Source organism: Intestinimonas butyriciproducens (assembly GCF_016901775.1).
Taxonomy (GTDB): domain Bacteria; phylum Bacillota; class Clostridia; order Oscillospirales; family Butyricicoccaceae; genus Pseudobutyricicoccus.
On the sequence record NZ_JACJKW010000006.1, the window covers coordinates 58,629 to 71,068 of the forward strand.

At 57.6% G+C, this 12,440-nt stretch carries 12 protein-coding genes; all 12 read left to right on the forward strand.

The genetic code is table 11. From position 1 onward, the window contains the following. The first annotated feature begins 151 nt into the window (after window positions 1-151). The 12 genes from H6A25_RS04445 to H6A25_RS04500 all read left to right on the forward strand — a co-directional run bounded on the left by H6A25_RS04445 (window position 152) and on the right by H6A25_RS04500 (window position 12,403). On the forward strand, window positions 152-781 hold the full coding sequence (locus H6A25_RS04445; RefSeq protein ID WP_204750796.1) for a TetR/AcrR family transcriptional regulator: 630 nt from the start codon (window positions 152-154) through the stop codon (window positions 779-781). 74 nt (window positions 782-855) lie between these two features. After that, window positions 856-2,601, forward strand: a complete 1,746-nt coding sequence (locus H6A25_RS04450) for an ABC transporter ATP-binding protein (RefSeq protein WP_204750797.1) — start codon at window positions 856-858, stop codon at window positions 2,599-2,601. After that, on the forward strand, window positions 2,598-4,328 hold the full coding sequence (locus H6A25_RS04455; RefSeq protein WP_204750798.1) for an ABC transporter ATP-binding protein: 1,731 nt from the start codon (window positions 2,598-2,600) through the stop codon (window positions 4,326-4,328). Before H6A25_RS04450 ends, H6A25_RS04455 begins: the two co-directional genes overlap by 4 nt. A gap of 192 nt (window positions 4,329-4,520) precedes the next feature. Then, window positions 4,521-5,378: a class I SAM-dependent methyltransferase gene (locus H6A25_RS04460; RefSeq protein ID WP_204750799.1), complete on the forward strand. Its 858-nt coding sequence runs from the start codon at window positions 4,521-4,523 to the stop codon at window positions 5,376-5,378. A gap of 13 nt (window positions 5,379-5,391) precedes the next feature. After that, complete coding sequence (locus H6A25_RS04465; protein WP_204750800.1) at window positions 5,392-6,177, forward strand: ZIP family metal transporter; 786 nt, start codon at window positions 5,392-5,394, stop codon at window positions 6,175-6,177. Between the two features lie 18 nt (window positions 6,178-6,195). Beyond that, on the forward strand, window positions 6,196-6,888 hold the full coding sequence (locus H6A25_RS04470) for a class I SAM-dependent methyltransferase (RefSeq protein ID WP_204750801.1): 693 nt from the start codon (window positions 6,196-6,198) through the stop codon (window positions 6,886-6,888). A gap of 41 nt (window positions 6,889-6,929) precedes the next feature. After that, on the forward strand, window positions 6,930-7,745 hold the full coding sequence (locus H6A25_RS04475; protein ID WP_204750802.1) for a class I SAM-dependent methyltransferase: 816 nt from the start codon (window positions 6,930-6,932) through the stop codon (window positions 7,743-7,745). A gap of 24 nt (window positions 7,746-7,769) precedes the next feature. Continuing rightward, window positions 7,770-8,594: a class I SAM-dependent methyltransferase gene (locus H6A25_RS04480; protein WP_204750803.1), complete on the forward strand. Its 825-nt coding sequence runs from the start codon at window positions 7,770-7,772 to the stop codon at window positions 8,592-8,594. Between the two features lie 137 nt (window positions 8,595-8,731). Further along, window positions 8,732-9,331 carry an MptD family putative ECF transporter S component gene (locus tag H6A25_RS04485; protein ID WP_204750804.1) on the forward strand — a complete coding sequence of 200 codons (600 nt, stop codon included), beginning with the start codon at window positions 8,732-8,734 and terminating at the stop codon, window positions 9,329-9,331. Between the two features lies 1 nt (window position 9,332). Further along, window positions 9,333-10,028, forward strand: coding sequence for an energy-coupling factor transporter transmembrane component T (locus H6A25_RS04490; protein ID WP_204750805.1), 696 nt, complete (start codon window positions 9,333-9,335; stop codon window positions 10,026-10,028). Next, a complete protein-coding gene (locus tag H6A25_RS04495) occupies window positions 10,022-11,404 on the forward strand; it encodes an ABC transporter ATP-binding protein (protein WP_204750806.1) in 1,383 nt (460 codons plus the stop codon). The genes H6A25_RS04490 and H6A25_RS04495 overlap by 7 nt, the downstream gene beginning before the upstream one ends. A gap of 18 nt (window positions 11,405-11,422) precedes the next feature. After that, window positions 11,423-12,403 carry a helix-turn-helix domain-containing protein gene (locus H6A25_RS04500; protein ID WP_204750807.1) on the forward strand — a complete coding sequence of 327 codons (981 nt, stop codon included), beginning with the start codon at window positions 11,423-11,425 and terminating at the stop codon, window positions 12,401-12,403. Window positions 12,404-12,440 lie beyond the last annotated feature (37 nt).

Sequence of the window (12,440 nt, forward strand, 5' to 3'; positions counted from 1 at the left end):
GATTGATAATTTGATTACCGATAATCTAATTATCAATATAGCATCCCTTTCTGCCCCTGTCAAGGGGAAATCCTCTCTTGACAAACTTGCTTTTTGGTTGTATATTCAAAACATCGTTATAAAACAGTGTTTTGAATTGTGAGGCGATACCATGGCAAAGCAGATCGAAGGGGTCTATGAAAATGTACTTCGCTGCGCCCGTCGGGAATTTTTGGAAAAAGGCTTTGCTCTGACCTCCCTGCGGGACATCGCCAAGGCGGCGGGAACCAGCACCGGCTCCATCTATACCCGCTTTACCGACAAGGCGGGATTGTTCCGGGCCTTGGTGGAGCCTGCTGCCGGAGAGCTGAAGCGCCGTTTTTTGGAGATTCAGGAGTCTTTTCACCGGTTTGACGGCCAAACCCAGCAGGAGGAGATGGGGCGTTACACTGCCCATGCCCAGGAGGGACTGTTTGACTACATCTATGAGCACCTGCCGGAGTTTGAACTGCTGCTCCGCCGGGCCGCCGGGACGGAATATGCCCACTATATTGACGAGTTGGTGGAGATCGAAGTCAGTTACACCTACAAATACATGGAGGTCATCGGCTGTGAGAGCGTCCGCTCCGGTCAGGTCACCGAGGACTTGATCCATATCGTTACCACCGCCTACTTCAACGGAATGTTTGAGCCGGTGCGGCACCGCATGGATAAGGCCCGGGCGCTCCACTATATCCGCCAGCTCAACCGCTATCACATGGCGGGATTTGAGACGATTTTTCATCCCGAAAACTTCCAGTAGTGCAAAAGGCCGCTTTCCCGGCGGCCTTTTCATAGAACCAAAGGTTAGCAATAACTAACTAAGGAGGCTTATTTATGCGTCAAACGCAAAGCCCACTGCTGCGGTTGTGGCAGCTGGGCAAGGATCATCACGGTGGCCTGATTGCCGCCATCTTCTGCGCGGTGGCGGGTGTCCTGCTGGGTCTGCTGCCGTATCTCGCGGCAGGGCGTATCCTGGTAGCGCTTCTCACCGGGCAGCGGGACTGGAACTTCTATCTTCTGTGGTGCATGGTGGCCCTTGGTGGCTATCTGGCCAAAACCCTGCTTTACAATCTGGCGCTCTCCCTCTCCCACAAGGCCACCTTCCAGATCCTGCGGGACATCCGGAAGACGGTTCTGTCCAAAATGCCCCGCCTGCCTCTGGGAGACATTCTGGACACCTCCAGCGGACGGCTCAAACAGATCGTGGTAGATCAGGTGGAGAGTATGGAGACGACATTGGCCCACCTGCTGCCCGAAATGACCTCCAATCTGCTGGCGCCGGTATGCGTTCTGGTGTATCTGTTTACGCTGGACTGGCGCATGGCATTGCTGAGTCTGGTGTCCATTCCTGTGGGCATGGCTTTTATGATGGCCATCATGGGCAGCTATGGCAAGGACTATCAGGGTGCGGTGGAGACGACCCAGGCTATGAATGAGACCATTGTGGAGTACATCGGCGGCATTGAGGTCATCAAGGCTTTCAATCAGGGAAAGAACTCCTATGAGAAGTTCTCCTCCCGGGTACGAGCCAATGCTGCCTACTACTACAACTGGATGAAGAAATGCCAGTTTGGAATGGCGCTGGCCTATGCCATCGCTCCCACCACGCTTATTACGGTGCTGCCTGTGGGCTGGATCTTCTACACGGACGGCAGCTTGTCCGCAGAGGTATTTCTCACCACCATCATCCTGTCCATGAGCATTGTGGGACCTCTCATTGCCGCCATGGGCTTTGTGGATAATCTTGCCAAGGTAGGGACCATCGTAGGTTCGGTGGACGAGATCCTCCTGAAGCCGGAGCAGGATCACGGAACACAGCCGGCACAGCTGGGAAGACCGGATATCGCCTTGGATCATGTCTCCTTTGGGTATGCCCAGGACAAGGAGATCCTCCACAACATCTCCCTCACCATTCCGGCCGGCAGCCTCACCGCTTTGGTTGGTCCCTCCGGTTCGGGCAAGTCCACCATTGCCAAGCTCATCGCCGGTTTCTGGGATGTGACCGAGGGCCGCATTACCCTGGGCGGCGTGGAGGAAAGCCGTATCCCGCTCAAGCAACTCTATGACCAGGTGGCCTTTGTTTCTCAGGACAATTACCTCTTTGACGATACCATCCGGGAAAACATCCGCATGGGCCGGGTAAATGCCACGGATCAAGAAGTGGAACAAGTCGCCAAAGCCGCCGGATGCGACGGCTTCATCCGCCAGTTGGAGCATAGCTATGACACCCGGGTGGGCGGCGGAGGCGCCCATCTCTCCGGAGGAGAGCGGCAGCGTATCTCCATCGCCCGGGCTATGCTGAAAAACGCCCCCGTGGTGATTCTGGACGAGGCCACCGCCTACATTGATCCGGAGAATGAAGCAGTGGTCCAGCGGGCAGTGGCAAAACTGGTGGAGGGTAAGACGGTCATCGTCATTGCCCACCGCCTGTCCACCATCACCGGCGCGGATCAGATCGTGGTGGTGAAGGATGGAAGCATCGAGGCGCAGGGCAGGCATGAAGACCTGCTGCGCCATTGTCCGTTGTACGCCGATCTGTGGCAGGCTCACATGGGCGCAAAGGAGGGAGAAACGGTATGATCGAGACATTCAGAGGTATCTGGCGGTTTGCCGGTGAGGAACAGCGCAACATCCGGCGCTCGGTGATCGCCTGCTTTTTGGGTGCGGTGTTCCATATGTTTGAGATCGCCGCCATTTACTACACCATCCTGGCTCTGCTGGATGGAAAGACCGGCCCTGCCACGGCGTGGCAGGCGCTGGGCCTGTTGGCAGTCAGTATTCTGGGCAGCGCCGTGACCAGATATTTCTCCCAGCTTGAGCAGACCCACGCCGGGTACTTCATGGCGGCAAATAAGCGCGTTGTCATCGGGCAGCGGATGAAATCCGTCCCCATGGGCTACTTCAACGACAACAGCCTGGGAGAGCTCACCGGGGTCTGCACCACCGTGCTGGACAATGTGGAGTCTGTGGCTCCTATGGTACTGGTGACCATGTTGGGCGGGCTGCTCAACGCTCTGGTCTTTACGGTGATGATCCTGATTTTTGACTGGCGGATCGGTCTTATTGTGGTGGCGACCACAGCAGTTTATTTGTTCATCACCTCCGCCATGGAGCAAAAATCCGCCGCCCTCGCCCCGCACCGTCAGAAGTCCGAGGCCAAGCTGGTGGAGGCGGTACTGGAGTATGTGCAGGGCATGAGCGTGGTGAAGTCCTTCAACCTCACCGGACGGGGTGACCGCACCTTGCAGGAAGCACTGGAATACAACTGCCGCAGCAACCTGAACATCGAAAAGATGTTCACCCCTTATATTATGGCGCAGGGGATCGCGCTCCAGCTGGGAAGCGTGGCCATGATGCTTGCGGCGGTATGGTTCTATCTCTCCGGAACGATGATTCTGGCCAACGCTCTGATGGTGGTCATCATGTCCTTCCTGGTCTTTGCTCAGATCTCCTCGGCGGGCAGCGGCATGTCCCTGCTGCGTATCGTCAGCAGCTGCATGGCCCATGCCGATGAGACGGACGCCATGCCCCAGCTGGCAGAGACCGGTCGGGCCGGCACGCCCAGGGAGCACAGCATTACCTTCGACCATGTTTCGTTCTCTTATGACCAGCGGCCTATCCTGCGGGATGTATCCTTCGCCATCCCGGACAGAACCACCACCGCCATCGTGGGCCCCAGCGGTTCCGGGAAAACCACACTGTGTAATCTCATCGCCCGGTTCTGGGATGTGGAGAGCGGCGCCGTCCTGGTGGGCGGTCAGAATGTAAAGGACTATACTCTGGAGGACCTGATGGATCAGATCTCCATGGTATTTCAGAAGGTCTATCTCTTTGCCGACACGGTGGAAAACAACATCAAGTTTGGACGCCCCAATGCCACCCACGAGGAAGTGGTGGCTGCGGCGAAGAAAGCCTGTTGCCACGACTTCATTCTCACCCTGCCCCAAGGCTATAACACCGTCATCGGCGAGGGTGGTTCCAGCCTTTCCGGCGGCGAGAAGCAGCGCATCTCCATTGCTCGGGCTATCCTGAAGGATGCTCCCATCGTGATTCTGGATGAAGCCACCGCCAATGTAGACCCGGAGAATGAGGACCGGTTGCAAAAGGCCATTGAAGCCCTGACTCGGAACAAGACCATTCTGATGATCGCTCACCGGCTGAAGACGGTCCGCAACGCCGACCAGATCCTGGTGCTGGACGGCGGACAGATCGTTCAGCGGGGCACCCACAGCCAGCTCATGGCCCAGGAGGGCCTGTATCAAGCGTTCGTATCCGGCCGTAAAGAGTCCGGCCAGTGGAAGCTCTAAGAGGAGGAGCGCCTAAACCATCATGAAAAGAGGAGTGCCGCCACCGGATACATTCCGGTGGCGGCACTCTTGTTGTGTCCGGGGGATTGCGCTTGAAGGGGCAATTGATACTGAAAATGGAAAATCACTTGACTGGTTAGCATTTGCTAACTATAATCAAGCGTAGAGTACCGTGTCTTTTGAGGAGGGCCTATGGAGAAGTACAAAATCGAGAAGGACTCCGTGCAGGAGACGCTCATCATCCCGCTGTATGGCCGGTGGATCTGCTCGCGGCGGTTCCCCGGACTGTATCAGGATGCCGCGGCGGCCATACTGATGGAGAAGGTGGACTACGACTTCTCCCCTTTGGAGCGGCGGGCAAACGGTCTGATGCAGACCTTCGGCGCGCTGGAGGTGGCCATGCGCCAGAATGACCTCGCCTGGGAGGTGCGGGACTATCTGAATGCCCATCCCAGAGCCGCCGTCATCAATCTGGGCTGCGGCCTGGACAACACCGGGAGGGCCTGTGACAATGGCCGGTGCAGCATCTGGAACATCGACCTGCCGGATGTGATCGAGCTGCGGGATCGCCTGCTTCCCGCCGGGGAACGGGAGAAAAACCTGTCCTTTGATCTGAAAGACCCGCGCTGGATGGATGCCGTCCGTGCTGATCCTGATGATGGAGCGGTGCTGTTTGCCGCCGGGGTCTTCTATTACTTCACGACAGAAGAGGTCAAAGCTCTGGTCACAGGCATCGCAAAACGCTTCCCAGGAGGGCGGCTGGTCTTTGACGCGGCCGGGCAAACGGCTGTCCAGTTGATGCTGAAAACCTGGGTGAAGCAGGCGGGCATCCGGGATGTGGGGGCCTATTTCTCCGTCAAGGACGCCAAGGGGGAGCTGGAGCCCTGGTCGCCGCTGTTTTCTATTTCCAGCCGGGGCTATATGCTGGGCTATCAATCGCTTCATGATCCGGCGGTCCGGCCTATCCACCGGCTGCTGGCGAAGCTGGCCGACGGACCGATGCACCTGCAGATCGTCCGGATCGACTTTACAGAATACAGTCACGGTTAGATTGGAGGAGAATATGCCGATTGAGCTATGGCAAGGGCTGCTGATCCCTTTTGCCGGGACGACGCTGGGTGCGGCCTGCGTCTTTTTTATGCGAAACAATTTGGGTGAGATGGTACAGCGCGCCCTCACCGGCTTTGCGGCGGGGGTCATGGTGGCGGCTTCCATCTGGAGCCTGCTGCTGCCCGCAATGGAGCAGGCGGCGGACATGGGGCGGTGGTCCTTTGTCCCCGCCGTTGCGGGGTTCTGGCTCGGCATCCTGTTCCTGCTGGGCCTGGATCGGCTGATTCCGCATCTGCACCGCGGCAACGCGGAGGCCGAGGGCATCAAAAGCAGTCTTGGAAAGACGACCATGCTGACCTTGGCTGTGGCGCTGCACAATATTCCGGAGGGAATGGCGGTAGGGGCGGTCTATGCCGGGTGGCTCTACGGAGACAGCGGTATCACGCTGGCGGGGGCGCTGGCTCTTTCTCTGGGGATTGCCATTCAAAACTTCCCGGAGGGCGCGATCATTTCCATGCCCCTGAAAGCGGAGGGGTTCTCCAAATCCCGCTCCTTCCTGTATGGGACGCTGTCCGGCGCAGTGGAGCCAATAGGCGCCATCCTGACCATCCTGCTGGCGGGGATTTTGGTTCCGGTGCTGCCCTATGCGCTGAGCTTTGCCGCCGGAGCGATGGTCTATGTGGTAGTGGAGGAATTGATCCCGGAGATGTCAGTGGGAAAGCACTCCAATATAGGGACTATTCTGTTTGCAGTCGGTTTTACCCTCATGATGACGCTGGATGTGGCGCTGGGTGCTTGAGTGAGTGAAGGTGAAAAAATGGGACAAGAAGAGCGGATTCAAAACGCCTACCGGGGATTGGGAGGCAAACGGACATTTTATGATGGCATGATCACCTGTTCCACCCTGTCAGGCCGGGCGGTGTGCCGCCTGGTATGGGGAATGGGCCGGGCGGAAACCCAGGACTACCTTTCCGCCGCCCTTTCCGGAATACCGGAGGGGTTTTCCGGAAGACTGCTGGAAGTCCCCGTGGGTACCGGCATACTGACCATGCCCCTCTATCGAAAAATGCCGGAGGCGGAGATCACCTGCCTGGATTACTCGCCGGAGATGCTGGAGCGGGCAAAATCCCGGGGCGAGGGACTTGCCCATGTGCGCTTTCAGCAGGGGGATGTGGGGGCGCTGCCTTTTGGGGATGGCAGCTTCGACATCGTGCTCTCGCTCAACGGGTTTCATGCGTTTCCGGATAAGGAGGCCGCCTGGCGGGAGATCTTTCGTGTACTGCGGCCAGGCGGAGTTTTCTGCGGCTGCTTCTATGTGCGGGGGCAAAACCGCCGCACCGACTGGATAATCCGCAGGCTGTATGTGCCAAAGGGCTATTTCACTCCGCCCTTTGAGACGGCGGAGAGCCTGCGGCATCGTCTGGAGGAAACATTCGGGCCTGCAAAGGTCCGCACCGTTCAGGGCATAGCCTCTTTTGTCTGCCGGAAGGCGAAGGAGAAACACCCGTAAACGAATTGTACACAAATATTGAACAACAGGAGGAAAATCAAATGCAGCAAAAGCGTAATCAACAAGCAGAAATCCGTCTCGGCAGCCACGGCGAAGACTATGGAAGCTGGATGTCCAATCCCGTGTTCTATATTATCGGCGGCATTACGGCTCTGGCCGTGGTTTTAGCCGCACTCTCCTTTTCGGTGTTCCATATCACGGTTCTCGGCGTTCTGCTCTCAGTTGTTACGGCGGCGCTGGCAGCCCTGCTGGTCTGGATCACATGGATCAGGCGTCAGTATGCCTTTGGCGGCGGCGGGATCATGGAACAGGTTCACCGGGTCGTTCTCTCTCACCTGGACTATGACGGCCAGGGCAGTCTCCTGGAGGTCGGCTGCGGTTCCGGGGCGCTGTCGATCCGTGCGGCCCTGACCTGGCCGGAGGCAAAGGTCACTGGCATGGACTACTGGGGAGCTGTTTACAATTACAGCAAGGCCCTCTGTGAGAAAAACGCCGCCAGCGAGGGCGTGGCCTCCCGGTGTGTGTTCCAGCATGGCGACGCCAATCATCTGGATTTCCCCGATGAGAGTTTTGATGCGGTCATCAGCAACTATGTCTACCACAATGTCATGGGAGCCGATATGCACAAGCTGCTGCTGGAAAGCCTGCGGGTTCTGAAAAAAGGCGGCGTCTTCGCTCTGAACGATGATATGAAACCCAGGCTGTACGGCGATATGGACGCCTTTGCTCAAAAACTGCGGGAGATGGGCTATCAGGATGTCCGGCTCATTGATACCGCGGAAGAAGCCTTCGGCTCCCACCGCCGGGCTGCCATGATGATGCTGGGCTCTTCCCGGCTGCTTGTGGGCAGAAAGTAATTCGTCCAAATAGGAGGGTTGACCATGTCCAAGTTGGGCGTTGTAGAGGACACGCTGTTTGTCCCCATGCTGGGCAGGATCTATGCCAGCGAGCACTGCCCGCAGGTTTTGTACGATGAAAAGACGCTGGAACTGAAAAAGAAACTGCCTTCCGGCCTGCTTGGGAAGAGCGGCCAGAGCCAGTATACCCTGCTGGCCTCCGCCGCCCGGTCCGCCAATATGGACCGGTTTATCCGGGCGTTTCTGGAGCGCAGGCCGGACGGTGTGATCGTCCAGCTGGGCTGCGGTCTGGAGACGGCCTATTATCGCTGCGACAATGGAAGGTCGCGCTGGTATGCCGTGGATCTGCCCCATGTGGTGGAGTACCGGCGGGCGCTGCTGCCGGAGCCGGAGCGGGAGACCTATCTTGCCGGAGACGCCTTTGCTGAAGACTGGATCAGGCAGATCCGCACCGATGCGCCGGATGCTCCCATTCTGGTCACCGCCGGCGGCCTGTTCCACTATTTTGAGGAAAGCAAGGTTGTGGGCCTCCTGCGGATGCTCACGGGGTTTGGAGAGATTGAAATCGTCTTTGACACCGTGAGCAAAAGCGGCATGGCCATGATGCGGAAAAAGTACATGAAACAGGTGGGCCACGGGGACGCGCAGATGTTTTTCTATGTGGATTCCGCATCGGTGCTGGCCGGGAAAATCGGCAGCGGGGTCAGGGTGCTGGCTGAGGAGCCTTATTACCGCCATATCCCCCGAACCGGATTGAAGCTGTCCACCAAGGTCAGCATGGCAGTTTCGGACAGATTCTGTATGGTGAAGATGGTGCATCTCTGTCACAGCGCTAAATTCCATGACTAAACGGGATAAAGCCGTCCAATCGGAGCGGAAAGAACGGCGATGTACCGCTATACTCAGTAAGGAGGGGCGCGCTGAGCGCCTTTTCTCAGAAATAACGGTTAGCATAATCTAACTATGTTGAAGGAGAGCGGTACATCATGAACACGCAGAAAAAAGGGATGACGGGAAAGGACATCATTACGGTGGGAATTTTCTCCGCCATCTACTTTGTCATCAACTTTGCTTTTATGCTTCTCAGCGGTCTGCATCCCCTGCTTTGGATCTTGATGCCTGGCCTGATCGCCGTATTTGCGGGTATCCCATTCCTGATGATGTGTACTAAGGTGCCAAAGACCGGCGCAGTGGTCCTGATGGGCTTTATTACGGCCTTGATCTACTTTGTTACTGGGCAATTCACGGTGGTGATCCTTATCGCTTTTGCAGTGAGCTGCGCTCTGGCGGAGTTTATCAGAGTTCGGAGTCATTACCGGTCTTTCCGTGGCAACGCTTTGGCCTACATATTTTTCTCGCTGGGGATGATCGGCTCCCCGCTGCCTGTCTGGATCATGCGGGACAGTTTCCTGTCGCAAATCAGCCAGCAGGGAATGCCGGAAGCCTATGTCTCTACCTTGGCAGCATTGACCTCCCCGGGTATGATCGTGGTTCTGGTGGGAGCTCCTATTGTAGGAGCAATGCTGGGTATCCTGCTGGCCAAGGGAATGTTCCGCAAGCACTTTGAGAAGGCGGGGATTTTGTAACATGGAGGAGGCACGGCGCTGTTTGGTGTTCGACCCCAGGGTGGGTCTTGCTCTGCTGGTTTTCGCCAATCTGGCAGCCTTTAGTGAACAACCTTTTGGGATGGAAATGATATGGATCGGTTTTCTCCTGCTCCTGATGCTGCTCCATCGCTGCTTTGCCATGGCGGGGAAAAGCCTCTTGATCTTTGGGGGAATCCTGTGCCTGCAATACTGGATTCTGCCGACTGCGCCGGGATGGGCTGCTACCAGCTTTTCCATTTTCGCCAACTATGCCCGCCGGATGCTGCCCTGCCTGATGATCGGCTTTCTGATGCTTCGCCGGACGCCTATGCCCTATCTGGTGGCTGGAATGCGGAAGATCCACTTCCCTCAGCGGCTGATCGTGGCCGTCTCGGTGACGCTGCGGTACTTTCCCGCCATTCGGGAAGAGACAGGCTATATCCGGGATGCGATGCGGTTGCGGGGCATCCGGGGATTGGCAAAACTGGAGGGGATCATGGTTCCCCTGATGGTCTCCGCCACCGGCACCGCGGAGGAGCTGTCCGCGGCGGCAGTAACCCGGGGAATCGAGGACCCGGCGCCTAAGACCAGTTTGGTGGAGCTGCGGGCCTCGCCGGTGGACAGCGCCGCATTTGTCGTGGGCGTGGGGTTGACCGCTGCCCTTCTGGCGGCCAAATTGGGGGTGTTTCCATGGTAGAGCTGCAAGATGTGTCCTTTTCCTATACAAAAGATGCGGGCACCCTCACCCATGTGGATCTGACCATCCGACCGGGCGAGTGTGTCCTGCTCTGCGGCGCTTCCGGCTGCGGAAAGACCACCATCACGAAGTTGGTCAACGGCCTGATCCCGGCATTTACGGAGGACTGCGCGCTGACCGGACAGGTCCTGCTCCACGGCGCGCCGGTGCGGGAACAACCTCTTTACCAGCTGGCCCGGCAGGTGGGGTCTGTTTTCCAGAACCCCAAAAGTCAGTTTTTCAACATGGATTCCGACAGTGAGCTGGCCTTTGGCCTGGAAAATCAGGGTGTGGCCCGGGGTGAGATCCTCCGTCGGCTGGATGATACCACCGACCACCTGCATCTGAAGCGGTTGAGGGGGCGGAACATCTTCGCCATGTCGGGCGGAGAAAAGCAGCTGCTGGCCTTTGCCTCGGTCTATGCCATGGGGCCGAAGCTCTACATTCTGGATGAGCCTACGGCCAATTTGGATCGGGAAACCATCGAAAGACTCCATGATCAAATCGCATACCTGAAACATCAGGGACACACCATTCTCATTGCGGAGCATCGGCTATACTTTCTGGCGGATCTCATAGATCGGGCCGTCTATCTGCGGGACGGGGTCGTGGAGCGAAGTTGGAGCGGAGCAGAATTCCGGCGGCTGGCTGAGACAGAGCGGATCGCTCTGGGCCTTCGCACACTCACGCCTACTCAGGTGACTCTGCCGCCCTCCCGCGCTGCGGGAGAACAGGATGGACTGTCTGTGGAGGGACTGAGCTGCCGGTACAAGCGGGAGCCGCCGGTATTTCAAAACCTTTCCTTCTCCGCCCGCCCGGGAGAGGTGCTGGCCGTCACGGGTGACAATGGCGTGGGAAAAAGCACCCTTTCCCGCTGCTTGTGCGGCCTGATGCGGGAGAGTGCCGGAACGATCCGCCTCAACGGCCGCATCCTTGGTGCGAAGCAGCGGCAGCGGATTGCCTACTGCGTCATGCAGGATGTGAACCATCAGCTCTTTTCCGACAGTGTGTGGGGAGAGTGTCAGTTGGCCATGGAAGGACTCTCTGACCAGCGCATCCAGGAGGTGTTGGAGCGGCTCCATTTGCTTGCGTTCCGGGAAAAGCACCCTATGTCTCTCTCCGGCGGCCAGAAACAGCGTTTGGCGGTGGCTACCGCCATGCTGTCCCAAAAGCCGCTGCTGGTATTCGACGAGCCCACCAGTGGTCTGGACTATGCAAGAATGCAGGAAGTGGCCCGCTGCGCACGGGAACTGGCGGACGAGGGCCGGGTGGTTCTGGTGGTGACACATGACCGCGAATTTCTCCAGTGCGCCTGTGATCGAGTCCTGGAACTTTGAGAAAGGAGCTGAGCCGCAGTGGCATTTTTACAGGACAGCCAACCGGATCTGTGCCTCTTGGCCAAGAGTGGTGGGTGCAGCGTTTATCAGCTGCGAAATGAGAGCGGCGAGGGAACCATGACCGTCTATGAGGTGTTCTCCGGCGCTACCATCCTGTATAACGATTTCCACATGGCCTATTGCGACTCCTCTTTTGAAACCCGACAGGATCTCCTCTGCATCGACTATTGCCGGGAGGGCCGGATGGAATACGCTGTGGGCAACGATGCGTTCTCCTATGTGGAGGCAGGTGACCTGAAAGTGGATCGCCGCCTGAAGCACAAAGGATACTTTTCTCTCCCGTTGTCCCACTATCATGGCATCTCCATGTGCTTTGACCTGTCCATGGCACCCGTGGAACTGGCTCGTCTGGCGGGAGACTATCCTTTGGATCTGGCCGCCATTCAGCGGAAATTCTGCCCGGATGCCCGGCCGCAGGTCATTCACGGAGCACCCTCGGTGGATCACATTTTTCAGGAGCTTTGTGCCGTACCGGAGCGGATCAAAATGCCCTACTTCCGGGTAAAGATTCTGGAGCTGCTGCTGTATCTCGACGCCCTGGAATTGGGAAGCGGAACGGAAAAACCGTATTTTTACCGTTCCCAGGTAGAAACGGTAAAGGCCATCCGCTCCTATCTGGTGGAGCATCTGGAGCAGCATATCACATTGGAGGCTCTGTCCAGACAGTACCAGATCCCTTTGACCACCATGAAGGCCTGCTTCAAAAGTGTATATGGCAGTCCGGTGAACACCTATATGCGGGCACTGCGGATGGATCGGGCGGCTCTGCTGCTTCGAAAAGAACCGGAGGCCAGCGTTACAGAGATCGCCGGAGCGGTGGGCTATGACAGCGCAAGCAAATTTGCCGCGGCTTTTCGGGCGGTGAAGGGACAAACTCCGCTGGAATACCGGCGAGGAGGCGGGACCCCCGTTCTCTCTTTTCCTGACGAAACGGAGTGATGCCGGCCGGGCGGAGCGGCAAGCATGGGCAAGAACC